Genomic DNA, 26887 nt, shown 5'->3' on the forward strand with positions numbered 1-26887 from the left:
TCGCGTTAAGGCGCGGTTGCTCTAACAACCCGAAGGAGAGACGTTATGAAGCGCTTGAAGAATTTTATAAATGGCGAGTTCGTTGATTCGGCCTCGGCTGAGGAGCTGGAGGTTGTTTATCCGGTTACCGGTGAGACGGTGGCTCTTGCCCCGGTTTCTACTGCGGATGAAGTGGATGCAGCCATGCGGGCGGCGCAGGAGGCGTTTAAGACATGGAAACATACCACTCCAGCCGATCGTCAGCTAATGCTTCTGAAGCTTGCAGACGCGTTGGAAAAGAACGCGGATGCCCTGGTTGAAGCACAGCATCGTAATACCGGCCAGCCGCGTGAGATGATTCGGGACGAGGAGGTGCTGGCCGGGGCAAACCAGGTTCGTTTCTTCGCTGGCGCAGCCCGCACCTTAGAGGGTAAGGCTGCTGCCGAGTATATGGAGGGGCATACGTCGTATGTGCGGAGGGAACCCGTGGGCGTTGTAGCCCAAGTCACCCCATGGAATTATCCGCTGATGATGGCACTGTGGAAAATCGGCCCCGCCTTAGCCGCTGGTAATACGGTGGTGCTGAAGCCTTCGGATACCACCCCAGAGTCTACGTTAGAGCTGGCGAAGCTTATCGCCGATATTTTCCCAGCTGGGGTTTTTAATGTTGTGCTCGGTACTGGCGCTACGGGCGCTGCGATGGTTAATCATCCTGCCCCCGCGATGGTGTCTATCACCGGGTCGGTGCGGGCAGGCCGGGCGGTGGCTACCGGTGCGGCTGCTGGGTTGAAGCGTTCGCATCTTGAGCTGGGTGGTAAGGCCCCGGCGGTTGTTTTTGCGGATGCAGATTTGCCGCGCACCGCCCGTATGCTGGCTGATTTCGGGTATTTTAACGCTGGCCAGGATTGTACTGCTGTCACTCGTGTGCTGGTTCAGGATAGCGTTTATGAGCAGTTCCGCGATCTTCTGGTCGCTGCCGCTCGGGATACAGTCACTGGCAACGAGGACGATTCGAAGAATTTCTATGGGCCGTTAAATAACGTGAACCATTTCAATACTGTGATGGGTAAGCTCAAGGGCCTGCCTGGGCATGTGACGGTCGAGACGGGCGGTAAGCAGTGCGGCACCCGCGGGTTCTTTATTGAGCCCACTGTATTGAGTGGTGTACACCAGGACGATGCCATCGTGCAGGAGGAAACTTTCGGCCCGGTGCTCACTCTTCAGCCGTTTACGACTGAGCAGGAGGCTATTAATCTGGCGAATGATGTGGATTATGCGCTGGCTTCTTCGGTGTGGACTTCGAACCATGGTACGGCAATGCGTGTGTCCCGGGACCTGGATTTCGGAGCCGTATGGATTAACACGCACGTGTTGCTGACCGCTGAAATGCCTCATGGTGGGTTTAAGTTCTCCGGCTATGGCAAGGATCTTTCGCTGTATTCGGTGGAGGAGTACACCCGTGTGAAGCATGTCATGAGCGATTTGAGCGCGTAACCCCACCCTTTTGCCAGCCTCTTGCACCTTCGGGCGGGGTGCTGGCGCCTTCTATCCCTTCAGCGTGTTAATCCGAAGCGGTGCGGGCGTATTAGCGCCTGCGCCGCAGGGTTGGCTGCATCCATAAATATTAGTGCGCGCAATATGTTCTGCGCGCCACCTATGAAAGGTGTTCTCATGGTAGAGATGTATCGTCTTCCGCAAGATATTAAACTTACAGGTGAATTTCCCGGGCCTGTTTCACGTGCCTTGGGACAGCGCCGTTCTGCGGCGGTTCCGGCCTCGGTGGCTTCTGGTATGCCGGTGTATGCGGTGGATGCGGATGGCGGCGTTATCGTTGACGCAGATGGTAATTCTTGGGCTGATCTGGGCTCCGGTATTGCCGTTACAAGCGTCGGCGCTTCAGCCCCGAAGGTTGTTCAGGCTGTTCAGGAGGCGGTTGCCCATTTCACGCACACCTGTTTTATGGTGACCCCGTATGAGGGGTATGTAGCTGTTGCTGAGAAGCTGAATGAGTTAACCCCTGGCAATTTTGAGAAGCGCTCTGTACTTTTTAATTCCGGCGCCGAGGCCGTGGAGAACGCTGTCAAGATTGCCCGTGCGGCCACCGGCCGTAACGCTGTGGTGGTTTTTGATCACGCATACCACGGGCGCACCAACCTGACAATGGCGCTGACCGCTAAAGCTGCCCCCTATAAGAAGGGGTTTGGCCCGTTCGCTCCGGAGATCTACCGTGCCCCAATGAGCTACCCGTACCGTGACGAGCCGACAATGGACGGTAAAGAAGCGGCACAGCGCACGATTGATGTGATCGAAAAGCAGATTGGTTCAGAGTATGTTGCCGCTATTGTGTTAGAGCCGATTCAGGGTGAAGGCGGTTTCATCGTACCTGCGGAGGGGTTCATGCCTGCCCTGGTTTCGTGGGCTCGTGAGAAGGGCATCGTGTTCATCGCGGATGAGGTTCAGTCCGGTTTCTGTCGTACTGGCAAATGGTTTGCCAGCGAGTATGATGGGGTTGAACCTGATCTGGTAACAACCGCCAAAGGGATTGCTGGTGGTATGCCGCTTTCAGCAGTAACTGGCCGTGCGGAGCTTTTTGAGAAGGTTCAGCCGGGCGGTTTGGGCGGCACCTACGGCGGAAACCCGGTGTCATGTGCTGCGGCTCTTGCCGCTATTGAAACTATGCAGGAGTGGGATTTGAATGCCCGCGCGCTACGTATTGAGGAAATTGTGACGGCAAAGCTGACTCCTTTGGTTGAGGAGTTAGATATCGTAGGTGATTTCCGCGGCCGTGGTGCCATGCTGGCCTTAGAGTTTGTGGCTGATTCCATTTCTAAAGCCCCGCATCCTACGGCAGCTAAGGACGTGGCAGCTTATTGCCGGGATCGTGGTGTATTGATTCTTACCTGCGGCACGTACGGTAATGTGGTGCGACTCCTACCGCCTTTGGCGATGCCTGATGAGCTATTAGAACAGGCTATGGATATCCTTGTGGCAGGAATTCGTGATGTAGCCTAGTACGTTTATTGGTAAAGCCCCGGGTATTTTTCGCGGCCGGGGCTTTACCATACCTAATTTATTTTGCGTCACATATACCAATATTTAGTTTGCAGATTACGTATCATTTACCGCGATATCTTGCCTCATATATTTTATGTATAAAATAAAACAATCACTAGTGATGTCACTTACAGTTTAAAATTTCTAGTATAATCTTAACTCCATAAGCTGAATCACATATTGAGCAGGTCGCTATGAGCACACACCCATCTAGCGATGAGATAGCTCCGAAAGGAGAGGCACCTTGACTCAGAATAGTCAGTCTCATAAACAGTCTAATCCTCACGGGCAGGTCCATATTCAGGACGCTGCACCAGCGCACCCCCATGGCGCTATAGATACCAGCGCCGCCAATAAGAAGGGGCTTTCTTCCGGATCCGTTTCTCTCTTTGGGTCTATTATTATTGGTATTTCTGTGGTTGCCCCAGCATATTCTTTGTCCGGGGCGCTAGGGCCTGTAGGGGCCGTTGCAGGTGAGCATATGCCTGCTATCTTCCTGATCGGTTTCATCCCCATGCTTTTAGTGGCCATCGGGTACCGAGAGCTCAATGCTGCTATGCCCGATGCAGGAACCACCTTCACATGGACCACCAAAGCATTTGGCCCGTGGGTCGGATGGATTGGGGGCTGGGCGCTTCTTGCTGCTACTATCTTGGTTCTCTCGAACTTGGCAGGGATCGCTGTTGATTTCTTCTACCTAGCCCTTTCACAGGTTTTCTCAAACCCTGATCTGGCTACTCTATCCAGCAATAACCTCATTAATATTGGAACTTTCTTAGCATTTATGGCTTTCGGGTGCTATATCACCTACCGCGGCCTAGATGCCACCCAGAAAATCCAAACCGTATTTATTATTTTCCAGCTTGTAGTTCTCGCTATCTTTGCTATCGTTGCTCTCTATAAGGCCATCACTGGAGGGGGTTTCGCTAATTTATCCCCAACCTTTGAATGGTTTAACCCGTTTGGAGTTGAATCTTTCTCAGCTTTTTCATCCGGTATTTCTCTTGTGTTCTTTATTTACTGGGGCTGGGACGCGGTGCTCACCATGAATGAGGAGACAGAAGGGGAGCACACCACCAGCGGGCAGGCTGCGGTGGGAACCATTTTGACTGTGGTTCTTCTCTATCTGCTTATCTCAGTCGGCACCCTAGCTTTCGCAGGCACCTCATCGGAAGGGCTGGGGCTGGGCAACCCTGACAACCAGGAGAATATTTTTGCTGCTCTCTCCGGCCCCGTCTTGGGGGCTCTTGGCATTATGATGTCGTTTGCAGTGCTGATTTCTGCCCTTGCCTCTTTGCAATCAACCGCTGTGTCGCCAGCCCGCACACTGTTGGCAATGGGCTATTACAAGGCTCTGGGGCCCAAGTTCGCGAATATTAGCCCTAAATTCCAGTCCCCAAGCTACGCAACACTTGCTTCCTGTTTAATCGCTACACTGTTTTACGTTCTTATGCGTTTTATCTCTACATCTGTCCTGTGGGATACAATCTCTGCACTGAGCCTCATGGTATGCCTGTACTACGGGATTACGGCGTTCGCATGCGTATGGTATTTCCGTAAAGTTTCGTTTTCTTCAGGGGTTAAGGAATTCTTGAATAAGTTCCTTTTCCCGATGCTGGGCGGCATTATGCTTCTAGTGTTCTTTGCACGAACCAGCTACGATTCGATGGATCCCGGATACGGGTCAGGTTCCGAGATTGGGGGAGTCGGGCTTGTTTTCTGCTTGAGCGTAGCAATATTTATTCTGGGGCTGTGTGTTATGACATATCAGCGGTGTGTTCGCCCAGCGTTCTTTAAAGGAAAGATCCCTATGGAAGTTGAGCACATGATCGAATAGGATTACAGGCAGTTTGAAACTGTCCTTTCAAGCTTAAATAGCTAAGGCGGTAACCCGCATACACGCGGGTTACTGCCTTAGCTATTTCCCATAAAATCTATTACGAGATTGCGAAGTGAGACCGATAGTACTGCAGCCGGTCTTCTAGGGTTTTCTCCAGCTCTTCAATGCTACGGCGTTCCATGAGCATATCCCAGTGGGTACGAACCGGTTTCTCGTCCTCTGCGGAGGAACCGCTGTCGCCATTTACAAGGAACGCTTCTTTACCAGATTTAGCAGTCCAAGTCTGGGGGATTTCAGCTTCGGCCGCGAAGGTCACAAATACCCGGTCGCCGTCGGCGGTACGGTATTCAACACGCTGACGAGGTGCAGGCTGTACGTTCGATTCGGTTTCCATGGACTGGGAGCCAAGGCGCATACCGCGCAGGCTACGATCGCTCACTTATTCCTCCAATAGCCGGTGTGGTTTGATGCTTATAGGCATCCGTGCATAACGTCAGGCGGGGGAGAGAGTTTCCCTCGAACGTTTGAAACATCCATTATATCGGGAAATCTTGTCTCCACCCGCCTGCAGTTCACTATAGGCGTTTTAAACGGCTATTTTTTAGAAACCGGAACCACCATTGAGATCATCACCGGCATGCTTAGGTTTGGTGATATTTACGGGTGCGTCCTTAAGATCAGATACCGGCAGGGTCCCGAAAGCATTACCCAATCCGCGCAGTGCATCACCAAGCTCGGTCGGAATAAACCAGAGCTTATTGGCCTGCCCGTCAGCCAGCTTAGGCAGCGTCTGCAGGTACTGGTATGTCAGCAGCTGCTGGCTGGGGTTCGACTGGTGAATAGCCTCGAACACCTTGCGCACAGCGTCAGCTTCACCATCTGCCCTGAGCACAGTCGACTGTGCGTCACCTTCTGCACGAAGAATCTGCGCTTGTTTTTCACCTTCTGCACGCAGAATTGCGGCACGGGATTCACCCTCTGCCGTGAGGATATCGGACTGTTTCTTACCTTCTGCAGTAAGAATAGCGGCACGACGGTCACGTTCTGCACGCATCTGCTTCTCCATCGAGTCTTGGATGGAGTGCGGCGGCTGGATCTCTTTAATATCGACGCGGGAGATACGCAGGCCCCAGCGACCAGTGGTTGAATCGAGAACGCCACGCAGCTCGGTGTTAATCTGATCGCGGGAGGTGAGAGCCTGTTCGAGGTTTAGCCCACCCACCACGTTACGCAGGGTTGCGCTCGTTAGTTCATCTACCGCACGAATGTAGTTAGTAATCTCGTAGGTCGCGGCTTTAGGATCGGTCACCTGGAAGTAGACCACGGTGTCGATGCCAACCACGAGGTTGTCTTCGGTAATCACAGACTGTGCGGGGAATGAAACAACCTGTTCACGCAAATCGATTAGCGGCAGCAGCCGATCCAAGAAAGGGATCACAATATGTAAACCAGGATGGAAAGTAGTGTGGTACCTACCCAAGCGCTCAACGATACCAGCACGAGCCTGAGGGATCACCCTGATAGTTCGTATTAAAGCGATGACCACAAAGATCACCAGTGCTATACCAATAATGGTTAGAATGTTAAACACTCTAGATATTCCTCCTTAGAGCAAAATCCAAATTTTCGAATATATTATCGAATTTTGGGGCGGTGATTAAATAGGGTTAGCTAGGGGAGTAGAGGCTGCTCCTGAATAGTTCCAACGATGGCGGTAGCACCGTCAATCTCTACAACACGTGCTTTGCCTCCGGCGGGTATAGTCCCTAGAGTTGAACGGGCACTCCATATATCGCCTTCAAGGCGCACCAATCCGCCATCAGCGGTGACAGCCTGTACAACTTCAACTTCCTGGCCTAACAGTGCAGCAACATTAGTAGTGTTTTCAGGAGTATTTTTATTCAACCGCGCCAGCAAACGGGGTCGGAGTATAAAAACTAAGAGCACACCAACAACGCAGAAAACTATGCATTGGCCGATGAATGTCTGGTTAATGGGAGTTGATGCGCTTGTGACCAATGCCGCAACAGAGAACATTAGGAACACTAAGTCCAGTGAGAGAACTTCAATCAGCGCTAGCAAAATGGCTATCACAAGCCACAAAGCCCATGGTGTATCTATGAACCAGTCAAGCATTGATTTCCTCCTCATTGCAGGTTCAATGATGGGCTTTGAGTAGGAGCCCACTGGAAGCATTATCCCATGAGCAATATCACCAATCAATGATTTACAGCCAATACCAAGGTTCCTATAAAGCCGATAATATACATTATGTAAAGTAAAGTTAAAATTCACTACCCCATCAAGCTGATATCTACGCATTCCCAACCTTCTCGGTGCGTCCTGCCTAGCACCTGTGGAACACACCGTACTCACCCAACGCCATTAAATCCTGGTTCCGCTTCTATAGAGGTTGGCCTTTACGTGACTGCGAATTCAGCACCTGCACGAGAACATAACCGATACAATCGATGTATCAGGATTTTCCAGTTTCTTCCCTAGAAAGATGTTCCTTATGCGCTCCCGTGATCCTCAGTTAAGCCGCGATACTCTCAAGAATGCCACGGCGTCTCGGGGCGTTCCTATTGCGGTCTCTGCACTCATAGATTTTGTCGTGGTGATTCTCTTTGCCTTCATCGGTGTAAAGAATCATGGGTACTCCCTTGATCATGTTTTTGAAGCCGCTCGACCATTTCTGATTGGTGTGGCCTGCGTATGGTTTGTCTTTATTTTTATGTCTGTTTTCAAGACCGGTAAGCGTCCTAAAAACCTGTGGGTTCAGGGCTTGTGTGTTTGGTGTGGAACTCTTGTCATCGGCCATATCCTACGGGCGGTGGCCACCGGTGAGATTGCGCAGATTAGCTTTATTATTGTCTCTATCTGCGCTTTGGGCGTGTTATTTTTCACCTGGCGGGCGGTCGCAGCTCTGGTGCTTAAACTAAATACCCGAAAAAAGAAATAACCCTACTCCCCCTGAACATAAACATTCAACCTTAACGTGAAGGTGCAAAAGACCGGCAAGTCTTTCGCACCTTCAAAATATTTAGCTGACGAATATGCTACTTATTCTATTCCGCTGCTGCACGACTAAAATCGATCCATCGATTCAAGACGCTGTCAGCCGCGCCAGAGTCAATGGATTCCCGTACGTCTGCAAGTGCCTGAGTATAGCGCTCGTCGAAAGCGCCTTCATCGGAGTCCCGGTAGGCTGTTAAACCAGCCGCCGCATTAATCAGTACCGCATCACGGATAGGACCCAGTTCTCCCCCGTTTCCACCTTCCCCAGCTAGAATGGCCCGAAAAATTGTGGCGTTATATTGGGCGTCCCCGCCCCGTAAAGCCTCCAGTGGGGCATGGCGCACTCCGTAGTCGCTTGGGGTGAACGTATATTCTTTAAGTTCGCCTGCAGAGGCTTCCCACAACTGTGAGGATGTGGCGATGCTTAACTCATCCAACCCATCATTACCACGGAAAATTATGGCGTGATCTCCTCGGTCAGCAAAAACCTGGGCTATCTTAGGGGCCATCTCCTGGTGCGCAACCCCAATAGCTGAGGACCGCACCCGAGCCGGGTTTGTCATGGGGCCCAGGTAGTTAAACGCAGTAGGAATACCCAGCGCACGGCGGGTTGGCCCCACAAAACGCATTGCTGGATGAAAAGTCATAGCGAAAAGGAACGTAATACCCGTCTTCTGAGCGCATTCCGCAACAGACTCGATGGGCATATCAAGGCGGATTCCCAAGGCCTCCAAAACATCAGCAGAACCAGATTTAGAAGTGGATGCACGGTTTCCATGCTTAACCACGGTGGCTCCAGTGCCAGCAATAACGAGAGCTGCCATTGTTGAGATGTTTACGGTATTCTGCTGGTCTCCCCCGGTGCCAACAATATCGACAGCGTCCGGGCCAATGTTCACCTTTTCGGCTTTGGCAAGCATACCGCGCGCCAAAGCCCCTAATTCGGCAGGGGTCTCCCCTTTCATATGCAGCGCCGTCAGAAAAGAGGCTAACACCGGTTCGGGGGTTGCTCCGGTCATTATCTGATTCATGGCCCAGTCAATCTGGTCCACGGTGAGGTCAATGTTTTTTATCAGCTGGTTGAGGATCTGCTTCCAGCTCAAAGGCTCAGATACAGTAGCTTTCATACTCTCGATTCTAAGCCCTACATACAAAACGACAGGTTTTGTGCATGTCCCCTATCGCTCTACACAGCCCAAAGATTCACCGGCGCCTGGCAACTAACCGGAACATTACAAAAATTGCAGAGTCGTCGCGGAAGCCAAAATCCCCGAATTCATGGGGTTTTTCTAGGTAATTTTTAACGTATTTAGGGTTTTAAGGCATATGTCTTTGGTTCCAAGCCGGTTTTAGCGACATAATGTCTATGTGACAACTGTAACCGTTAACCCCAAGAAACCAGCACATCCGGCTCTGAACAGGCCCAACACGGTGGCTATTGGCACCGTGGTGTGGCTCGCCTCTGAGCTGATGTTCTTCGCTGGTCTTTTTGCCATGTACTTCACGCTCCGCGCGTCACGCCCAGATATTTGGGAAGATAACGTGCACAAGCTGAACGTGACTTTCGCACTGATCAACACCATCATTCTTGTGCTTAGCTCCGTCGCCTGCCAAATGGGCGTTTTTGCTGCCGAGCAGCTCAAGCCCCGCCGCACTGGTTCCTTGTTAAATGTCAAGGCATGGGGCATGGCCGAGTGGTTCGTGTTGACCTTCATTATGGGCGCTATCTTCGTGGCCGGTCAGGCTTACGAATATGCAACCTTGGTATCCGAAGGCGTCACTATTGCATCCAGCGCATATGGTTCTGCCTTCTACATCACCACAGGTTTCCACGCTCTCCACGTGACCGCCGGTCTGGTGGCTTTCCTCCTGATTATTGGTCGCGCCTACGTCGCTAAACGCTTCGGCCATTACGAAGCGACCAGTGCCATTGTGGTCTCGTACTACTGGCACTTTGTCGATGTTGTGTGGATCGCTCTTTTCTTTGTTGTCTACTTCGTGAAGTAGCGACAAGCGCCCCGTCCTTACCCCATCTAGCACACACAAGGAAAACGACGTGAAGGCACTTTCCCAAAAGCGGCGTCACCCGCTTGCAGCCGTCGTGTTGCTGGCTTTAGCCCTCATCCTCACTGGTGGCCTATATACAGTTGCCACTGCCACCAATCAGGCTAAGGCTGAGTCAAACCATGCATACACCCAACAGGATGTAGAAGCAGGACAGAAACTGTTTCAGGCAAACTGCGCAACCTGCCACGGCACAAACGCCGAAGGTACCGCCGATGGTCCTTCGCTGATTGGTGTCGGTGCGGCCGCTGTTGACTTCCAGGTCGGTACCGGTCGTATGCCCATGCAGATGCAGGGCACGCAGGCACAGATTAAACCAGGCCAGTTCAACGAGGAGCAGACCAGGCAGCTCTCTGCATATGTTGCTTCACTTGGGGCTGGGCCAACTATCCCCGAGACAGCGTACCTTGATACCACCCAAGGTGATGCTGCCAATGGGGCACGTGTCTTTCTTGCCAACTGCGCAATGTGCCACAACGCAGCAGGCGCTGGTGGGGCACTAACCCGCGGTAAGTTCGCCCCCACCCTGATGGGCGTGAAGGAGCAGCACATCTATGAAGCCATGGAGACCGGCCCGCAAAACATGCCCGTCTTCAACGATGCAAACCTTACCCCGGAAGAAAAACGAGACGTTATTACCTACCTAAAAGCCCAGGAGAAGAACGTCTCCCCCGGCGGCATGAAACTTGGGTCGTTGGGCCCTGTTTCTGAGGGTCTGCTCATTTGGACCGTCGGCTTAGGTATTGTAATCGTCTTCGTCATCTGGCTGACTTCCCGTTCAGCGTAGGTACGCACACACTATTCGTACAGAAAAAGATTTGAGGCAACACAATGGGAAACCATAGTGACGGCACAAAAGCCCAAGGCTCAGCCGTAGTTACCTCTTCAGAGGAATCAGAGGAGCAGTTTCGCAACCCGGGGCTGCCTCCTCACCGTCCACGTCTAACAGACGTAGACCCTAAGCGTGCTAAAGGCGCAGAACGTCAAGTCATCCTTCTCTTCGTACTGTCGATGCTTGGCTCTTTGCTCTTTTGGGTCGCATACTTCGGCATCTCAGCTGAAGGTAATTTTTACGATGTTAACAACACCGAGCCCACCAGCAAATTGCAGTTGCAGAACCTGCTGCTAGGTCTTGGTATTGCCTTTGCAATGTTTGGTATTGGTATTGGTGTGGTCCATTGGGCCCGTACCCTCATGCCTGACCATGAGCTTGTCGAAGAACGTCACGATCTGCGCCCCGAAGAGGATCGGGCTGAGGCCACCGAAATTGTTGAAACGATCGTAGATGAATCTGGCATTAAACGCCGCCCGCTTCTGCGTAACACACTCATTGGTTCGGTTATTCTGGCACCGTTAACTTTCGTGACGTTCTTCCGTGACCTAGGGCCTGCGGATCCTTCGGTACTCAAACGCACCATGTGGGATAAGGGCGTGCGGTTGGTTCGAGACCCATCCGGAACCCCCATTAAAGCAGCGGATGTGACCATCGGTTCCGCGTACCATGTGCTCCCCGAGACTTTGTCCTCGCTTAGCCACGAAAACGGCTACCTGGAGGAGAAAGCAAAAGCAGTGGTTCTACTCATGCGTCTTGACCCGCAGGAGATGAAAATCTCTGAGGAACGTAAAAACTGGCATGTGGATGGTATCGTCGCCTACTCCAAGGTGTGCACCCATGTGGGTTGCCCTATCGCCCTGTACGAGCAGCGCACTCACCACCTGTTGTGCCCGTGCCACCAGTCAACTTTTGATGCTGCGGATGAATGCAAGGTCGTTTTTGGCCCTGCAGGCCATGCGCTTCCTCAGCTTCCCATTACTGTTGACAGCAACGGCTACCTTGTCGCCCAAAGCGACTTCCACGAGCCGGTTGGTCCCGCGTACTGGGAACGTGGCGCACAAATTGAGCAGATGCGCACCGAACGTGAGAAGGAGGGACAGAAGTAATGTCTGCTACTCAGACCGGCTACGAATATAAAGCTAAAACCGGTACCGGGCGCATCGCTAACTTCGTAGATACCCGTGTTGGTCTCTCAGGCGTTGTGAAAGAATTTGGTCGAAAAATCTTCCCCGACCACTGGTCATTTATGTTTGGTGAGGTTGCCCTGTACAGCCTCGTCATTCTGCTTATCTCCGGCACTTTTCTTACTTTCTGGTTTAATCCTTCCACGGCTGCTGTCACCTATGATGGCTCCTATGTTCCGATGAAGGGTACAGAAATGTCGGTGGCGTTTGCCTCCACCCTCGACATTTCTTTTGATGTGCGAGGCGGATTACTGCTACGGCAGATCCACCACTGGGCAGCGCTCATGTTCATGCTGGCCATCTGCATCCATATGCTCCGTGTTTTCTTCACAGGTGCTTTCCGTCGCCCCCGTGAGCTGAACTGGGTTGTGGGATGCGTGCTTTTTGTGGTGGGTATCTTGGCTGGTTTCACCGGCTATTCCCTGCCGGATGATGTGCTCTCTGGCAACGGTTTGCGCATTATTGACGGTATTATGAAGTCAATTCCGCTTATTGGCACCTATGCATCGCTCTTCTTCTTCGGTGGAGAGTTCCCTGGTGAGCATATTATTGGGCGCCTCTACACCCTGCACATTATGATTATCCCCGCCACCCTTCTGTTGTGCGTGGGTATTCATATGTTCATGGTTGTGCTCCACAAGCACACCCAGTACCCGGGGCCGGGCCGCACTAATGATAATGTTGTTGGCTTCCCGGTTGGCCCAGTTTACGCTGCTAAAGCCGGTGGTTTCTTCTTTATTGTGTTCGGCATTATTGCGTTCTTGGCCTCAACATTCACCATTAACGCTATCTGGAACTACGGACCGTATGACCCCTCACCAGTGCAGGCGGGTACTCAGCCTGACTGGTATGTTGGTTTCGGTGATGGTGCATTACGTTTATGGCCCGGTGTGTGGCCGTTCCCGTGGGAAATCCAGGCAGGAGGAACCTGGGTACTGAACGTGCTTCTACCGTTTGCGTTGGCGGGCCTGCTGATGGGTTTCCTGTTCACTTGGCCTTGGATTGAGCGTTGGGTGACGAAGGATGACCGCGTCCACAATATCCTGGATCGCCCACGTAACGCGCCATTCCGTACCGCAGCTGGTGTTGCGGGTATCATCTATTATTCGGTGCTTATGATCGCGGCTTCCTCGGATCTGATCGCAACTCACTTCCATGTTTCTCTCAATGACGTGGCGTACGTTCTGCGTGCCCTATTCTTTGTGGGACCGGTGCTTGGATTTGAGATTACTCGCCGTATCTGCCTCTCGCTGCAGCGTAAGGACCGTGAACTTGTTCTGCACGGTATTGAGACGGGCCAGGTAGTTCAGCTTCCTCACGGTGAGTTTATTGAGGTTCATAAGCCTCTGGACGAGTACCGCCGGTACAAGCTGGTGAGCTTCGAGTCCCCCGCTGTTCTACCGGCTCAGCCAAACGCCAAGGGTAAGGTTACCCCTGTTGAGAAACTACGCGGTGGTCTTTCTAAGTTCTTCTTCACCGACCGAGTTCTGCCGGTTACCCCGCAAGAGCTAGAAAGTGCTCACCATGAGCATAATGAACGCGAGGTGGAGGGTAGCTCGCCTAAGTCTGAATTGAACCAATAAGTACGGTTCACATACCGAACGTGGGGTTCCTGCTGTAAAGGCAGGAACCCCACGTTTGTATACCCCCTATGTTTGCTTATCCTCTCCCCTTATAGCAGGGGTGGGATTAAGGCTCAGCGGGTTTATTGTAAAGCCTTATACAAGAATATCTCAGCGGGCCGTTATTATCTCTGTACAAGGCCTAGAAACCAGTTTCTAATACACACCCAGGATGTACTCTCTGAAGCCGTTCTCAGGAGATGGAAGAGATCTCCTTGCCCGTTCTGCTGACCTGCTGCGGGCTTCTGCAGAGGTTCTACATGATCCCGTAGCCCCACATCCTTTCTTTAGTGTGCCCGCATTGGTTCTTAAAGAATAGACGCATCCATCGTTGTTAACAGGTAAACCCCCGGGTAGGCTCAGAGCTTTCTGAACGCTTCCGGGGGTTCTAAGCTGCGGCAGTCCTTCGGTATAAAAGGCGCGCGGTTATTATTTAGTGTGCGTGGTCACCACGGCTATACTCGTAGACCCAGCCGATTACTGCTGCTGCAGCAAACGGGATGGCAATGAGTACAACCCACCAGGCAATGGCGGCACCCAGCACAACAAACATACAGGCAACACCAATGGCGAAGGGCCACCACGACCACGGTGAGTAGAACCCATACTCACCAGCACTCTCAGCGATTTCACCCGTGTAGTTATCCATGGGTTGGCTTCCTAGCTTCTTTTCAGTAAACATGAGGAAGAAAGCCAAGAAGAAGCACATGAGCCCCGTCACGAGGAGCGCGGGAAACCCGGCCCACTCATCAAAATTGGTCATAAACCCATAAATAATTCCAACAGGAATAAAGAATATACCAAGGTACAGGAAGACCTTCCCGAGAACTTTCACGGTTTACTCTCCCTTCTGTGCTGCAAGAGCTGCAGCGGCAACATCATGATTCGTTGAAAGCTCGGGATGATGTAGGTCTAGAGCCGGGCGTTCGGAACGGATACGAGGCAATGCAGTAAAGTTGTGGCGGGGCGGAGGACAAGAAGTCGCCCATTCGAGAGATCCGCCGAATCCCCAGGGATCGTCTACCTCGACTTTCGGAGCATACCGAGCAGTAATGTAAACATTCCAGAACCAGGGAATCATTGAAACGGCAAGAATCATGGATCCAACAGTTGAGAACTGGTTCATCCAGGTGAAACCGTCTTCGGGCAGATAGTCAGCGTATCGACGAGGCATACCATCAACGCCAACCCAGTGCTGAATCAAGAAGGTCGCGTGGAACCCGAAGAATACCAGCCAGAAGTGAATCTTACCGATCCGTTCGTTGAGCATCTTGCCAGTGAATTTTGGCCACCAGAAGTAGAATGCACCAAACATACCAAAAACAATGGTTCCAAAAATCACGTAGTGGAAGTGTGCAACCACGAAGTAAGTGTCGGAGATGTGGAAATCCAACGGCGGGGTGGCAAGGATAATGCCGGTGAGACCGCCATACAGGAAGGTAACCAAGAATCCGAAAATCCACAGCAGCGGAGTTTCGAAAGTAATAGACCCCTGCCACATAGTCCCAATCCAGTTGAAAAACTTCACACCGGTTGGAACACCAATCATCATGGTCATGAATGAGAAGAACGGGAGCATAATCGCACCGGTCACATACATGTGGTGGGCCCACACAGTCACAGACAGGCCCGCAATGGCGATCGTTGCTGTAACCAGACCCTTGTACCCAAAGATTGGCTTACGGGAGAACACCGGAATAATCTCTGAGGTCACGCCAAAGAACGGCAGGGCAAGCACATACACTTCTGGGTGCCCGAAGAACCAGAAGAGGTGCTGCCAGAGGACCGCTCCCCCGTTCTCGGGATCGAAGATATGGCCACCAAAACGGCGATCCATACCAAGCGCGAACAGCGCTGAGGCCAGCGGCGGGAAGATCATAATAATCAAGATGGAGGTAATCAGCGTTGTCCACGTAAACACAGACATGCGCCACATGGTCATGCCGGGTGCGCGCATTGCCACAATAGTGGTAATGAAGTTCACCGCACCCATAATGGTGCCAAAGCCTTGCAGTGCCAGGCCAAAGACCCATAGGTCACCGCCTACAGATGGGCTGTAAGTGGTGCTGTTCAACGGAACATACGCGAACCAGCCGAAGGACGCTGCACCCTGTGGGGTAATAAAGCCCGCGATAGCAACCAATGAGCCAAACAGGAAGAACCAGAAGGCCAAGGCATTCAGCCGCGGAAACGCAACATCCGGAGCGCCAATTTGCAGTGGGATAAGCACATTAGCCAACCCAGTAAAAAGTGGGGTGCCGAACATGAGCAGCATCAGCGTGCCGTGCATTGTGAAAAGCTGGTTGAACTGTTCCTTGGTCTGCAGAATCTGCATACCAGGTTCGAAAAGCTCAATGCGCATTAGCAACGCCATGGTGCCGCCCATGCAGAAGAAAATAAAGGCGGCAATCAGGTACATGTACCCGATGGTCTTGTGGTCGGTGGAGGTAATCCAATTGACGAAGATGCGCCCCTTGGACTTCGGAACCACACGCGGCGCAACGGTAGTCGCACTCTCAGTTGAATACTCGAGGGTAGTCACGGTTCACCTCATTTACTTGTCTGCGGGACGCGGAGTCGCGTTCTGGTTGGGGTTACGGTTGTATTCGTCACCAACAACACCCTGGTTTTCCGGGTTTTGTTTCAAGGACTCAATGTACTTATCGTAGTCCTCTCGGGAAACAACCTTCACATTAAAAAGCATCTCAGAGTGGTACTCACCACAAAGCTCAGCGCACTTACCCTTGTAGTCGCCAGGCTCCTTAGTGGTGATATAGATGTGGTTCGTCATCCCAGGAATAGTGTCTCGCTTCTCAAGGAATGCAGGCACCCAGAATGAGTGAATAACATCACGGGATTTAAGAGTGATATCAACGTTGGAATTAGCAGGCAAATACAGGGTGGGCAGGGCAGCCTCTTTGCCTTCACTACCGTCCAGGTGTGCCTGTACACCGGTAACATGCACATTCGCATCGGTATAGTTGAAATCCCACGCCCACTGTTTACCGTAGACTTCAACACTTACCTGGCGATCCGAACCGGATTTGGGTGCGGTCACCTGACGCTCCACCCGGTCTGAGAAAGTAAACATACTCACGATCAAAACAACCGGGACGAAGGTGTAGAAAACCTCCAACGGCAGATGATAACTAAGCTGACGCGGGTAGCCGGTTTCATTCTTCCGGCGGCGGTAGGCGATGATACACCATAGCATCAGGCCCCAAGTTATAAGGCCAACGACAAGAGCAGCTGCCCAGGTCCCAACCCAAAGATGCATAAGGTTCTCGGCATTATCGGTTGCCGGCTGGCCAGGTTTTACCGGCAGCCAACCGACAGATGCCCTATCCATTGAACAACCAGTCACAAGCAGCACCATTGAAGTCCCAAGCCCGAAAAGGCTGAGGCTCTTTGGTGTGTGACTGCCGGTTCGATGCTGCGAACTCACAGACGGCCCTTCCTGTTCTTACGGTGTGTGCTAAGCCGAAGCCCACCAGATGATGGATTTCGGCAGTTTTCATAAAAACTTGTCTCTTAGAGCTTACCGCGATTTTCCCCGATACGCTGACACTCTGTCAGTGAATTTGTGAGTTTCCTGAAAAATTACAGAATTTTAACGTCAATAGGCCCCCGTACACTCGGTACGGGAACCTATTATGACTTTATAAAATTAAGCACGATACGAGCAGAGTTCTAGTGGAATGAATCGCCACAGGCACATGAGCCAGCCGCGTTCGGGTTGTCGATGGAAAAACCCTGCTTCTCAATCGTATCTTCAAAATCAATAGTTGAGCCATCCAAGTATGGAGCACTCATTTTATCAACGATAACCTGCACGCCCTCATAGTCGCGTACGGCATCGCCGTCGAGCACACGCTCGTCAAAGTACAGCTGGTAGATAAGGCCTGAGCAGCCACCAGGCTGAACAGCTATGCGCAGACGCAAGTCAGTGCGGCCTTCCTGCTCTAGGAGCGTACGCACCTTGTTCTGTGCGACTTCGGTGAGGTTCACGCCGTGGGTGGGAAGCTCAGTTGCTACAGCTTCAGTCATTTCCTGTCCTTTCCTCTGCCCAGATAAGGCATATTTAGGGATAACGTTACGCCCGCTGCCTTCGTCCGACAACATAGGGCATCCCAAGTTCGCCGGGGGCGTGAGATTGCATACGCTCTCAGGATACCAATATTGTCAACACCAACGCCGAGGAGGGTGAGGAAAACAACAGAATGCTCCCCGCTCCCCCAGGCTCACAGCGATCTGCGGGCTTATTTAGCGGAGCATAACTCGCTTATCATGAGTGCTTCCGCAAGGATACCGCACTTGAAATCAGGTATATACAGCGACTCATTAGCGCTGTGTGCCCGTGTATCGGGGTCTTCAACTCCTGTAATAAGAATCTGAGACTCTGGGAATACCGATTTTAGGTCTGAGATAAACGGGATAGAGCCGCCCATACCAGTCTGCACAGGCTCCTCTTCCCAAGCGCTGCGCATAGCCGCCAAAGCCAGTTGCGCCCCTTCCTGTTGGGTGTCTGCAGCAAATGGTAATCCGGAATCCACCGGAGTGTAGTTCACTTCAGCACCAAAGGGGGCGTGCGCCGCCAGATGCTCCGCCAGCATCTGATGCGCATGCTCGGGAGTATCCCCTGGTGCAAGGCGTGTGCTGATCCGGGCCCGGGAGAGTGCTGCGAGAGTGTTTGAGGATTCGGCGATAGACGGTATGTCCATACCGATTACAGAGATCGCGGGCTGATGCCACAGCCGCGACGTTATCGGCCCGTGCCCAGCCAGAGAAACACTGTCCAGAATCCCAGAATCGGCTCGGAAGTCTTCTTCAGCGTATTCTAAAGCAGAGTCGTTGAGGCGCACTAGCCCATTCACCGCCACTGTACCGTCATCGGTGTGCAGCGTAGCGATAAGACGGGCCAGAACGGTGTGGGCGTCAAGGTAGGGGCCGCCGAAGATACCGGAGTGTACTGCATGGCTCCCCGTGCGCACTTCGATATCGCCGCTGGCGACACCCCGCAGTGATGTGGTCAGCGCAGGGATTCCCGCACGCCAGTTCGCGGAATCGGCAACGATAATATAGTCTGCAGCGAGCTGCTCACGATAGGTGCTGATAAAAGACGTGAAAGAAGGGGACCCTGCTTCTTCCTCCCCTTCTATGAAGAGTTTCACCCCTGCTTTAAAATGCTCTCCTAAAACTTCACGAACGGCTCGGAATGCAGCTAGGTGCAACAGCACCCCAGCTTTGTCGTCAGCAGCCCCGCGTCCGTATAGCCTCTCCCCTTTACGGGTTGCCACGAAAGGGTCTGTCTGCCACAGCTTACGCTCCCCAGTGGGTTGTACATCATGGTGAGCGTATAACAGAATCGTTGGGTATCCGGGCGCTGCTGGTTTCGAGGCGATGACTGCGGGCATCCCCTCGCGTTGTGTACCGGTCTCATCGTCATATGTGGCGCTCAGAACGTGCGCTTCGTCGAACCCAGCGGCAAGCGCCAGTTCACGCACGGCTTCGGCACTGCGGTGTACTTGGGATAAATCGTATGCTTCCCAGGCGATGGAGGGTATGGCAACGAGGCTGGTGAGCTCGTTGAGGGTTTCGTTGAATCGTGTGGTGATCGCGGTTTCGAGGGCTGCCCGGTGGGGGAAGATATGGGTTGTAGTGTTCATGTTTCTAACCATACGCCTGTGGAGCTTGTGTTGTTGATTTTTTTGAGGCTGGGTTATGGAGTATTCGGCAGGGGCCCGAATTTTCGATATTCTGGTAGGGTGTTTGGTCGTAAAAGTAAAGTTGAGAAGTCTCCTATTGAGGCTGTTGAACCGGTTGAAGAGGCAGAACCTCAGGTTTCAAAGAATTCTGGTTACACCGCTCCGAAGGGGCGTCCTACGCCGTCGCGTAAGGAGCGTGAGGCTGCTCGCCGTAAACCTATTGTTGGTGGTGATCGTCAGGCCGCTAAGGAGGCGCAGCGGGAGCAGCGGGCGCAGGACCGTAAGTTGCACGCTCATGCATTGCGTACTGGTGATGAGAAGTATGAGAAATATTTACCGGCGCAGCATCAGGGCAGGCAGCGGCGGTTTGTACGGGATTATGTAGATGCTCGACGTAATGTTGGTGACTATATGTTATATGTGCTGGGCGGGTGCCTGCTGATTGGGCTTATTTTTGCGGGGACACAGTTGAGTTTCGCACCGCAGGTGTACACGGCCACAGTGTATATCATGTATGGTTATCTTTTTCTTTTTGCGTTGGACCTGTGGTTTTTGTGGCGCAAGCTGAAAGGTATTTTGGTAGGTAAGTTTGGTGAGGCCCAGCGCGGTAGTGTGTCGTATATTTTTGGGCGGGTTAGCATGATCCGTCGTCTGCGTCAGCCCGCGCCTCGGGTCAAGTATGGTGAATACCCAAAGTTTTAGAGTTTTTATTGGATGATATGTGAGGCTCCCGCCGGTGATGGCGGGAGCCTTTTGTGTATTAGTTTAGGAGTTTTTGCGGCGGAGTTTGAGAAGTCCGCGATTAATGTGGGCTGCCCAGAGGGGGCCTTCGTAGAGAAAAGCAGTGTAGCCTTGGACGAGGTTCGCGCCAGCATTGAGGCGGTCTTGGACGTCGCGGGCGGTGGTGACTCCGCCAACAGAGATAATGGTGATGGTGTCACCAAGCTCCTGTTTGAGCAGACGTAGTACTTCGAGGGAACGGGTTTTAAGCGGTTCACCGGAAAGTCCGCCTGCACCAATAGTGTTGATTTTGGTTTTGGGGCTGCGTAGGCCGAGTCCATCGCGGGCGATGGTGGTGTTGGTGGCGATAATGCCGTCAAGTTGTAGTTCTTGAGCAAGTTGGGCGACTGCGATAATGTCTTCGTCTGCCAGGTCGGGCGCGATTTTGACGGTGAGCGGTATGTGGCGGTGGGGTGAGACACGGTCAGCTTCTTCTCGTACGGATTGTAGGAGCGGACGGAGTGCCTCAATAGACTGTAGGGTGCGCAGTCCTGGGGTGTTGGGTGAGCTGACGTTGACGGCAAGGTAGTCGGCTTGGGGTGCGAGGGTGCGGGTAGAGATGAGGTAGTCGTCGATAGCGTTATCGAGTTCTACGGTTTTGGTTTTGCCGATATTGACACCGATGAGGGGCCGGGTTTGGGCGGGGTATTCGGTTTCGAGGTCGGCACGGGCAGCTGCGACGCGGGGCCCTACTGCTGCGGCGCCATCGTTGTTAAATCCCATGCGGTTAATGACAGCTTTATCTTCGATGAGGCGGAAGAGGCGGGGCTGAGGGTTCCCAGGTTGGGCTTGTGCAGTGACGGTTCCGATTTCAATGTGACCGAATCCGAGGGCAGCGAGCGCAGGGATTGCTTTGCCGCCTTTGTCGAAGCCTGCGGCGATGCCGAAGGGTGAGGGGAAGGTGAGTCCCATGGCGGTGGTTTGTAGGTCGGGGTGGGGTTGGAGGTAGTGTTTGAGGACTCGGGTGATGCCGGTGTTTTTGAGGGTTTGGATGCCCCAGAGGCCGATGTGGTGGGCTTTTTCTGGGTCCATGCTTGCGAAGAAGAGTTTGAAGAAGGTTGGGTAGAGTCGCATGGTGTGCTCCTTGGGGTGGTTAGTTGGCGGTTTGTGCGGGTATTTTGTCGGTGGCGCCTCCGTATCGGCGGTCGCGGTGGGCGTATTCTTCGACGGCTTTGTAGAGGGTGCGGCGGTCTACGTCTGGCCAGAGTACGTTCATGAAGACCATTTCGGCGTAGGCGCTTTGCCAGAGGAGGAAGTTGGAGATGCGTTGTTCTCCGGAGGAGCGGAGGAAGAGGTCTACATCGGGTAGGTCTGGTTCGTCGAGGTATTTTTGGAAGGTTTTTTCGGTGATGGCGTTGGGTTTGAGGGTGCCTGCTTGTACGTCGCGGGCGATGGCTGCGGCGGCGTCTGCAATTTCGGCGCGTCCGCCGTAGTTGACGCACATGGTGAGGGTGCAGATGGTGTTGTTACGGGTTTCGCGTTCGCATTGTTCGAGTTGTTCGATGACGTTTTTCCAGAGTTTGGGGCGGCGGCCTGCCCAGCGGATGCGTACTCCCCAGGATTTGAGGGTTTCGAGTTGGCGGTTGAGGACTTCGGTGGAGAATCGCATGATGAAGGCGACTTCGCTGGGTGAGCGTTTCCAGTTTTCTGTGGAGAAGGCGTAGGCGCTGATGTAGGGGATGCCCATTTCTATGGCTCCGGCGACGACGTCGAGTAGGGCGGTTTCTCCTGCGCGGTGTCCTTCGTTGCGTGGGAGTCCGCGTTCGTTGGCCCAGCGTCCGTTGCCGTCCATGACGATGGCGACGTGTTGGGGGATGAATTTTTTGGGGATGGGTGGTGGGGTTGTTCCGGTGGGGTGTGGTGGGGGTTTGATGGGCATTGGGGTCTTTCAGGTTGGGGGTGGTTTCTTGGGGTTATTGTACCGTGTGGGGTTATGGTGTTTTGGTTTCGAGGTGGGTGAGGGTTTTGAGGGGGGTTTCGAGGTGGTATTGGGTGGTGTTGAGGATGAGGTTGAGGATTTTTTGGGTGGTGTGGGTGGGGGTTTTGTCGATGGTGTCCCAGTGGCCGGTGGTGAGGGCGTTGAGGTAGGTGGTTTCTTGGGTGTTGAGTGGGGTTAGGGGTGTTGTGGCGGTGTGGGCGCAGGTGGGGCAGAGTGTGCCGTGGGGGGTGTGGTAGCTGGTGGGGGTTGGGGTTCCGCAGTGGATGCAGGTGTTGGTGGTGAGGGGCCATCCGGCTAGTTGCATGGCTTGGGTGAGGTAGCGTGCGAGGATGTGGTGCGGGTGGTGTTTTTTGTGGGCGAGAGTTGCGAGCGCACCGTGGGTGAGGGTGTAGTGGGGTGGGGTTTCTTCGGGGGGCGTGTTGGTGGTGAGGGTTTCGCAGGTTTCGGCGATGACTGCTGCGGTGGTGTAGGCGGTGTAGTCGCCCATGATGGGGGCGGTGTAGGCGTGGAGTGTGGTGGTTTGGGTGATGGTGCGGAGTGTGCCGCGCCCTTGGGTGAGGGAGAGGGCTACGTGCATGTAGGGTTCGAGGCGGGCGCCGAATTTTGAGTTGGGTTTGCGGATTGATTTTGCAACGGCGTGGGTGATGCCGTTGTTGCGGGTGAGCATGATGATGATGCGGTCTGCTTCGCCGAGGTTTTGGGTGCGGAGGATGAGTGCGTGGTCGGTGTAGGTTTTGGGGGTGCTCACTGTGGGTTTATTCGTAGTCGATGTCGTCTTCGGGGGTGAAGGTGTTGTCATCGTTGGTGAGGAGTTCTTCGAGGTCTTCGTCGTCGTCATCTCCGTAGACGGCGAGGGGGGTGACTTCGTTGTGTTCTTCGAAGAGGGCGTTTTCGTAGGTTTCGAAGGCATTGGCGATTTCTACGTAGGCTTCGTCGATGGCGGGGTCATGTTCGCCGTTGCGGTTAGTGACGGCGGTGAGGTGGTTTTTGAGTGCGGTGATGAGGCGGTCAAGTTCGGTGTGGGGGTTGTTGTTCATGGTGTTATTGTATCCCACTGGTCTTGGGTTGTGGTGTGGGTGGTGTGTTCAGGCGCGCACCCGTTGTGGTGTGGGTGCGCGCCTGGTGGGGTGTTATGGGGTGGTTAGTATCCGAGGGTGTCGAGGGATGCTCGGATTGCTTCTGCGGAGGCGCGTAGTTTTGCGTGTTCGTTGTCGTCCATGGGGACTTCTAGGACGCGTTGTACGCCGTCGCGGCTGACGATGGAGGGTAGGGAGAGTGCGACGTTGTTGAAGCCGTACATTTTTCCTGCCATGGTGGTGGAGACGGGTAGTACTGCGTTTTGGCCTTGGAGGAAGGCTTCGGCGATGCGGGAGGCTGAAACGCCGATGGCGTAGTTGGTGGAGCCTTTGCCTGCGATGACGTTGTAGGCGGCGCGCATTGCGTCGTGGGCGAGGGAGTCGCGTACGTCTTGGGTGAAGAGTTTCTGGCCGTTGTGTTCCCATTCGGTGAGGGGGACCATGCCGATGTTTGCGGCGGACCAGACGGGGAATTCGGAGTCGCCGTGTTCGCCGACGATGTTGGCGTGGACGCTTTTAATGGATACTCCTGCTTTGGCGGCGATGAGCCAGCGTAGGCGGGAGGAGTCGAGGACGGTGCCGGAGGAGAGTACTCGGTTGGCGGGTAGGCCGGTGATTTTTTGGGTGACGACGGTGAGGACGTCGCAGGGGTTGGTGACGAGCATGTAGATGGCGCCGGGGGCGACGCTCATGAGGTCTGGGAGGAGTTTTTCGAGGATGCGGACGTTGGCTCCGGCGAGTTCCATGCGGGGCTGGTTGGGTTCTTGGCGTGCGCCGGCGGTGATGATGATCATGTCGGCGTCTTTGAGGGTTTCGAGTTCGCTTCCGCCGATGATGTTTGCTTCGTGGGCGAACATGGAGCCGTGGGCGATGTCAAGGGCTTCTGCGTGGGCGCGTTTGCCGTCGATGTCGTAGAGTACGATTTCACTGGCTGAGCCGCGAAGGGTGGCTGCGTATGCGGTTGCGCTACCAACGCCGCCTGCGCCGATGATGCCGAGTTTGGTGGGTCGAGTTTCGCCGTTCATGGGTTTTCCTCTCGGTTGATGTGAGGGGTTAGTGCGGGGGTTTCCCTGTGTTCTATTATGCCCTATTTTTGAGGGTTTGTGTGGTTTTATTTTTGATTTTTTAGAGATTTGTAGCGGCTTTATGGTGCTACAACCGATTTTTCTCTCATAAAACCATATAAGGGCGGATTGACTTTTTCATGCAGGTCACAGAAGCGACAATCTGCTGGCGTGTTGTGGTGATCGCCTGTGTGGGGTGGAGTTAGGTGATGGCAGTTTTGTGACGGTTCTTAGCTGTCGAAGTATGTTTGCACCTGCACCGCTCCCCCGGCCTTTTCAAATTCTGCCTGCACGTCGGCGGCGAGCGCATCATCTGTGAGGAAATCAAGTGCTACCACCGCTAGGCCGTAGGCGCCGTCAAGTGCTGCTTCTTCGGCGCGGGGTGATTGTGCGGCGGCGGCGAATTCTGCGGTGTGTAGGCCGGTTCCTTCGGGTGCTATCTGGATGAGTGGGTGGATTCCTGGTAGGCGCAGGCTAATGTTCCCGAAGTCGGTGGATGCTGCTAGGGTGTCGCTGATGGTTCCAGCCGGGTATGGGTTGCGCCCTATCTCGCGTTGAGCCAGTACCCATCGTTGCCCTAGTGTTTGGTTGGAGCGTACTGGCATGGTCATAGGTGAGGAATCCCAGCGGATATCGGCCTGTACGCCCGCCATGAGTGCTGCGCCGTGAAGTACGTCTTCTATTCGGTGTGAGAGTGCCCGTAGGGTGGGGGCGTATCGGGAGCGGATATTAATGTGCAGGCTTGCCGTCTGCGGGATGAGGTTGGGGGTCTGTCCCCCGCTGTCGATAATGGCGTGGATACGGTCGCTGACCGGCAGCTGTTGGCGTAACAGCCCCAGCCCCTGGTAGGCCAGTGCTGCGGCGTCTAGGGCGTTGCGGCCCATAAAAGGGTGGGAGGAGGCGTGGGCGCTGATTCCGCGGTAAGTGACGCGGCATTCACGTCGCCCTAGCCATGCCTGATCCGCTACATCGATGAAATACGGGTGCACCATAATGGCTGCATCCGCCGTGTCGAATGCTCCGGCACGTGCCATGTTTTCTTTGCCGGCGTCGGATTCTTCGGCGGGGGTTCCCAGGTAGATAATGCGTCCGCTGAACGCCTCCGGGGTTTTCCGTAGGGTGTCGGCGAGCGCGAGAAAGGCACCAAGGCCCGCGGCTGCGATCACGTTGTGTCCGCAGCCGTGGCCGATACCGGGTAAGGCGTCGTATTCGGAGAGGATGGCGATGGTGCGGTGTTTGTGGGGGTCATAGTTGGCGGATTGGAGTGTGGCGGCAAATGCGGTGTCCAGCCCGTAGACGGGGGTTTCCACGTTGATTCCAGCATCGTGTACTGCTCGGGTGAGCTCTGCGCAGGCGTACCGTTCTTGGTAGGCGGTTTCGGGATTCTGATGGATGGCGTGCAGCAGTTGTATGAGCTGTTCTTTACGCCCGGCGATGGCTTTGGCGATGTCGTGTTTGAGGTTCGCGTACCCGCAGTCTTCGTCTATGGGGCGCTGGGTGATGTTGTGCTGCGCTGTTGCTTTACGGTGTTCTGTTTCGGCGGTGAGTGCGGTGAGGAATTCGCTTCCGGGGTGTGCTGTTTTTTGTGCGGCGGATTGTGTGCTCAGGTTAGGGTGTGGGTTGCTGTTCATAGTTCTACGCTACCGGATGATTCCTCCGGCAGGTTGGGCGGGTGGGGTGCGGGATGTGTGATTTCAGAAGGTTGGAGGCTTTTGGGTGTTCTTCTAGCCGCAGGTCCAGTCAAAAACATTGTTATCGAGATCGATTTGGGCACTGCCGCAGTCTCCGAATTCAAGAACACCCATCTCAGTGATCTCCAGGTAGTAGGCGCTGAGCCCTGACGGTAGGAACTGTCCGGGTAAGGCGGTGCCGCCTAGGTGGCATTTGGAGAAGAGCGGGTCGGCCCAGTTTCGAAAATCACCGGTTTCTTCGTCCCAGGGGTCTTCGTACCCGTTCACTCCGTCATCGGCAGGCGGGACTCCCGCATTCGGGTCGGGGCGGTATACCAGTCCGAGCGCTTGGGTGGGGTGGGCGGCGCCCCACTGGGTGAAGAGCCGGGTGCGCTGACGCAGCGGAAGAACAATGAATTGTTCACCTTCCCGGTACGGGTTGGTGGGGCCGTTGCTGCGGGCCGAGAACTCTTCGCGGGTTAGGTAAAGGAGCCCGAAAACACCGTCTAAGGAGTCGTGTAGTTCTTGAAACATTGGGTGCGGCTGGTACTGTCGCAGCTGCGTTGTGAGCGGGGTGTCGCTGTGTTCTTTCAGCAATAGTGGGGGTATTTCTTGGATGATTTCCCACGAGTCTCCCGCGAAGAAAGATACCGCCACGTATTCGGGGCCGCGCCTGCGGTATGGTTCCGGTAGGTGCAGGGTGAAGATGTGTTGCATGGGAAGCCCTGTGTGGGGGCTTCGCGGCCACTGTTCGTCACTAATGCCTGGACCGCGAGAGCCTAACCAGCCTGCTTCGGTCACCGCCGCCTGCTCTGTAACTAGTGTTTTTTCCTGGGGGTCGTAGGACCAGGTGCGTGTGGGCTCCTGAGGTGTAATATCAAACGTTATATCGTAAGCTTTCACCGGGGATACCCCTATCTTTAGTGGTTTGTCAGGTTAGCAACTGATATATGCCTGAAATTCTGGATTCTCGTCAGAACTACTTTTAAGCATCCATGACAATAATTCCCACCGCAAACTATGCAGTTTAACCTTAGGGTTATGTATTGGGGTTGAG

Annotated in this window: 25 protein-coding genes; 9 read left to right on the forward strand and 16 right to left on the reverse strand. The window is 53.8% G+C overall.

Annotated elements, in window-relative coordinates:
- Positions 1-45 precede the first annotated feature (45 nt).
- The 3 genes from I6I94_RS00815 to I6I94_RS00825 all read left to right on the forward strand — a co-directional run bounded on the left by I6I94_RS00815 (position 46) and on the right by I6I94_RS00825 (position 4870).
- A complete protein-coding gene (locus I6I94_RS00815; RefSeq protein WP_201620762.1) occupies positions 46-1473 on the forward strand; it encodes a gamma-aminobutyraldehyde dehydrogenase in 1428 nt (475 codons plus the stop codon).
- Positions 1474-1650: 177 nt separating this feature from the next.
- Positions 1651-2991, forward strand: coding sequence for a 4-aminobutyrate--2-oxoglutarate transaminase (gene gabT, locus I6I94_RS00820; RefSeq protein WP_201620763.1), 1341 nt, complete (start codon positions 1651-1653; stop codon positions 2989-2991).
- A 286-nt stretch (positions 2992-3277) separates the two neighbouring features.
- Positions 3278-4870, forward strand: a complete 1593-nt coding sequence (locus tag I6I94_RS00825) for an APC family permease (protein ID WP_201620764.1) — start codon at positions 3278-3280, stop codon at positions 4868-4870.
- A 100-nt stretch (positions 4871-4970) separates the two neighbouring features.
- Here the strand turns inward: I6I94_RS00825 and I6I94_RS00830 are convergent, their stop codons facing one another.
- The 3 genes from I6I94_RS00830 to I6I94_RS00840 all read right to left on the reverse strand — a co-directional run bounded on the left by I6I94_RS00830 (position 4971) and on the right by I6I94_RS00840 (position 7195).
- Entirely contained in the window at positions 4971-5312 is a 342-nt protein-coding gene (locus tag I6I94_RS00830; protein ID WP_006887345.1) for an RNA polymerase-binding protein RbpA, read from the reverse strand.
- Positions 5313-5474: 162 nt separating this feature from the next.
- On the reverse strand, positions 5475-6455 hold the full coding sequence (locus I6I94_RS00835; protein WP_051121976.1) for an SPFH domain-containing protein: 981 nt from the start codon (positions 6453-6455) through the stop codon (positions 5475-5477).
- Positions 6456-6544: 89 nt separating this feature from the next.
- A complete protein-coding gene (locus I6I94_RS00840) occupies positions 6545-7195 on the reverse strand; it encodes an NfeD family protein (RefSeq protein WP_236588888.1) in 651 nt (216 codons plus the stop codon).
- 292 nt (positions 7196-7487) lie between these two features.
- On the opposite strand from I6I94_RS00840, the gene I6I94_RS00845 reads away from it, so the two are divergent.
- Entirely contained in the window at positions 7488-7835 is a 348-nt protein-coding gene (locus tag I6I94_RS00845; RefSeq protein ID WP_201620765.1) for a DUF3054 domain-containing protein, read from the forward strand.
- A 106-nt stretch (positions 7836-7941) separates the two neighbouring features.
- Here the strand turns inward: I6I94_RS00845 and trpD are convergent, their stop codons facing one another.
- On the reverse strand, positions 7942-9018 hold the full coding sequence (gene trpD / locus I6I94_RS00850) for an anthranilate phosphoribosyltransferase (protein WP_128087778.1): 1077 nt from the start codon (positions 9016-9018) through the stop codon (positions 7942-7944).
- A gap of 241 nt (positions 9019-9259) precedes the next feature.
- Between trpD and ctaE the strand changes: the two genes are divergently transcribed.
- Genes ctaE through qcrB form a run of 4 tightly spaced genes read left to right on the forward strand, consistent with a single transcriptional unit; the run spans position 9260 to position 13557 of the window.
- Positions 9260-9898, forward strand: coding sequence for an aa3-type cytochrome oxidase subunit III (gene ctaE / locus I6I94_RS00855; RefSeq protein WP_006887270.1), 639 nt, complete (start codon positions 9260-9262; stop codon positions 9896-9898).
- Between the two features lie 49 nt (positions 9899-9947).
- Complete coding sequence (gene qcrC, locus I6I94_RS00860) at positions 9948-10742, forward strand: cytochrome bc1 complex diheme cytochrome c subunit (protein ID WP_006887239.1); 795 nt, start codon at positions 9948-9950, stop codon at positions 10740-10742.
- 44 nt (positions 10743-10786) lie between these two features.
- Positions 10787-11896 (forward strand): cytochrome bc1 complex Rieske iron-sulfur subunit, encoded by a 1110-nt coding sequence (gene qcrA / locus I6I94_RS00865; protein ID WP_006887145.1) that lies wholly within the window; start codon positions 10787-10789, stop codon positions 11894-11896.
- On the forward strand, positions 11896-13557 hold the full coding sequence (gene qcrB, locus I6I94_RS00870; RefSeq protein WP_006887101.1) for a cytochrome bc1 complex cytochrome b subunit: 1662 nt from the start codon (positions 11896-11898) through the stop codon (positions 13555-13557). Before qcrA ends, qcrB begins: the two co-directional genes overlap by 1 nt.
- A gap of 472 nt (positions 13558-14029) precedes the next feature.
- Here the strand turns inward: qcrB and I6I94_RS00875 are convergent, their stop codons facing one another.
- The 5 genes from I6I94_RS00875 to I6I94_RS00895 all read right to left on the reverse strand — a co-directional run bounded on the left by I6I94_RS00875 (position 14030) and on the right by I6I94_RS00895 (position 19262).
- Positions 14030-14431 (reverse strand): cytochrome c oxidase subunit 4, encoded by a 402-nt coding sequence (locus I6I94_RS00875; RefSeq protein WP_006887290.1) that lies wholly within the window; start codon positions 14429-14431, stop codon positions 14030-14032.
- A 3-nt stretch (positions 14432-14434) separates the two neighbouring features.
- Complete coding sequence (ctaD, locus tag I6I94_RS00880; protein ID WP_006887357.1) at positions 14435-16138, reverse strand: aa3-type cytochrome oxidase subunit I; 1704 nt, start codon at positions 16136-16138, stop codon at positions 14435-14437.
- A 12-nt stretch (positions 16139-16150) separates the two neighbouring features.
- Positions 16151-17041, reverse strand: a complete 891-nt coding sequence (gene ctaC / locus I6I94_RS00885) for an aa3-type cytochrome oxidase subunit II (RefSeq protein ID WP_037234421.1) — start codon at positions 17039-17041, stop codon at positions 16151-16153.
- A 245-nt stretch (positions 17042-17286) separates the two neighbouring features.
- The gene (locus I6I94_RS00890) at positions 17287-17643 is read right to left on the reverse strand and encodes a HesB/IscA family protein (protein WP_006887213.1); all 357 of its coding nucleotides are present in this window, start codon (positions 17641-17643) and stop codon (positions 17287-17289) included.
- A gap of 212 nt (positions 17644-17855) precedes the next feature.
- Positions 17856-19262, reverse strand: coding sequence for a M20/M25/M40 family metallo-hydrolase (locus I6I94_RS00895; RefSeq protein WP_201620766.1), 1407 nt, complete (start codon positions 19260-19262; stop codon positions 17856-17858).
- A gap of 99 nt (positions 19263-19361) precedes the next feature.
- Between I6I94_RS00895 and I6I94_RS00900 the strand changes: the two genes are divergently transcribed.
- Positions 19362-20003, forward strand: a complete 642-nt coding sequence (locus I6I94_RS00900) for a DUF3043 domain-containing protein (protein WP_006887204.1) — start codon at positions 19362-19364, stop codon at positions 20001-20003.
- A 63-nt stretch (positions 20004-20066) separates the two neighbouring features.
- On the opposite strand, the gene I6I94_RS00905 is transcribed toward I6I94_RS00900, so the two are convergent.
- The 7 genes from I6I94_RS00905 to I6I94_RS00935 form a co-directional block, all read right to left on the reverse strand.
- The gene (locus I6I94_RS00905) at positions 20067-21155 is read right to left on the reverse strand and encodes a quinone-dependent dihydroorotate dehydrogenase (RefSeq protein ID WP_201620767.1); all 1089 of its coding nucleotides are present in this window, start codon (positions 21153-21155) and stop codon (positions 20067-20069) included.
- A gap of 19 nt (positions 21156-21174) precedes the next feature.
- Positions 21175-21960, reverse strand: coding sequence for an isoprenyl transferase (locus tag I6I94_RS00910; protein WP_201620768.1), 786 nt, complete (start codon positions 21958-21960; stop codon positions 21175-21177).
- Between the two features lie 52 nt (positions 21961-22012).
- On the reverse strand, positions 22013-22768 hold the full coding sequence (gene recO, locus I6I94_RS00915; protein ID WP_201620769.1) for a DNA repair protein RecO: 756 nt from the start codon (positions 22766-22768) through the stop codon (positions 22013-22015).
- Positions 22769-22775: 7 nt separating this feature from the next.
- A complete protein-coding gene (locus I6I94_RS00920; RefSeq protein ID WP_023133090.1) occupies positions 22776-23057 on the reverse strand; it encodes a hypothetical protein in 282 nt (93 codons plus the stop codon).
- Between the two features lie 104 nt (positions 23058-23161).
- The gene (locus I6I94_RS00925; RefSeq protein WP_037234409.1) at positions 23162-24121 is read right to left on the reverse strand and encodes an L-lactate dehydrogenase; all 960 of its coding nucleotides are present in this window, start codon (positions 24119-24121) and stop codon (positions 23162-23164) included.
- A gap of 269 nt (positions 24122-24390) precedes the next feature.
- Entirely contained in the window at positions 24391-25791 is a 1401-nt protein-coding gene (locus tag I6I94_RS00930; protein WP_201620770.1) for an amidohydrolase, read from the reverse strand.
- A gap of 93 nt (positions 25792-25884) precedes the next feature.
- A complete protein-coding gene (locus I6I94_RS00935) occupies positions 25885-26733 on the reverse strand; it encodes a hypothetical protein (protein WP_128087774.1) in 849 nt (282 codons plus the stop codon).
- Positions 26734-26887: the final 154 nt, after the last annotated feature.

Origin of the sequence: Rothia aeria (assembly GCF_016726365.1) — a bacterium.
Lineage (GTDB): Bacteria > Actinomycetota > Actinomycetes > Actinomycetales > Micrococcaceae > Rothia > Rothia aeria.

What these genes read in the sequence shown, in the direction of transcription:
- I6I94_RS00925 (WP_037234409.1), bottom strand. Translation starts at nt 24,121, where the DNA reads ATGAACGGCGAAACTCGACCCACCAAACTCGGCATCATCGGCGCAGGC.
- I6I94_RS00920 (WP_023133090.1), bottom strand. Translation starts at nt 23,057, where the DNA reads ATGAACAACAACCCCCACACCGAACTTGACCGCCTCATCACCGCACTC.
- qcrA (WP_006887145.1), top strand. Translation starts at nt 10,787, where the DNA reads ATGGGAAACCATAGTGACGGCACAAAAGCCCAAGGCTCAGCCGTAGTT.
- I6I94_RS00910 (WP_201620768.1), bottom strand. Translation starts at nt 21,960, where the DNA reads ATGCCCATCAAACCCCCACCACACCCCACCGGAACAACCCCACCACCC.
- I6I94_RS00905 (WP_201620767.1), bottom strand. Translation starts at nt 21,155, where the DNA reads ATGCGACTCTACCCAACCTTCTTCAAACTCTTCTTCGCAAGCATGGAC.
- gabT (WP_201620763.1), top strand. Translation starts at nt 1,651, where the DNA reads ATGGTAGAGATGTATCGTCTTCCGCAAGATATTAAACTTACAGGTGAA.
- I6I94_RS00930 (WP_201620770.1), bottom strand. Translation starts at nt 25,791, where the DNA reads ATGAACAGCAACCCACACCCTAACCTGAGCACACAATCCGCCGCACAA.
- trpD (WP_128087778.1), bottom strand. Translation starts at nt 9,018, where the DNA reads ATGAAAGCTACTGTATCTGAGCCTTTGAGCTGGAAGCAGATCCTCAAC.
- I6I94_RS00890 (WP_006887213.1), bottom strand. Translation starts at nt 17,643, where the DNA reads ATGACTGAAGCTGTAGCAACTGAGCTTCCCACCCACGGCGTGAACCTC.
- I6I94_RS00895 (WP_201620766.1), bottom strand. Translation starts at nt 19,262, where the DNA reads ATGAACACTACAACCCATATCTTCCCCCACCGGGCAGCCCTCGAAACC.
- I6I94_RS00840 (WP_236588888.1), bottom strand. Translation starts at nt 7,195, where the DNA reads ATGCGTAGATATCAGCTTGATGGGGTAGTGAATTTTAACTTTACTTTA.
- I6I94_RS00815 (WP_201620762.1), top strand. Translation starts at nt 46, where the DNA reads ATGAAGCGCTTGAAGAATTTTATAAATGGCGAGTTCGTTGATTCGGCC.
- qcrB (WP_006887101.1), top strand. Translation starts at nt 11,896, where the DNA reads ATGTCTGCTACTCAGACCGGCTACGAATATAAAGCTAAAACCGGTACC.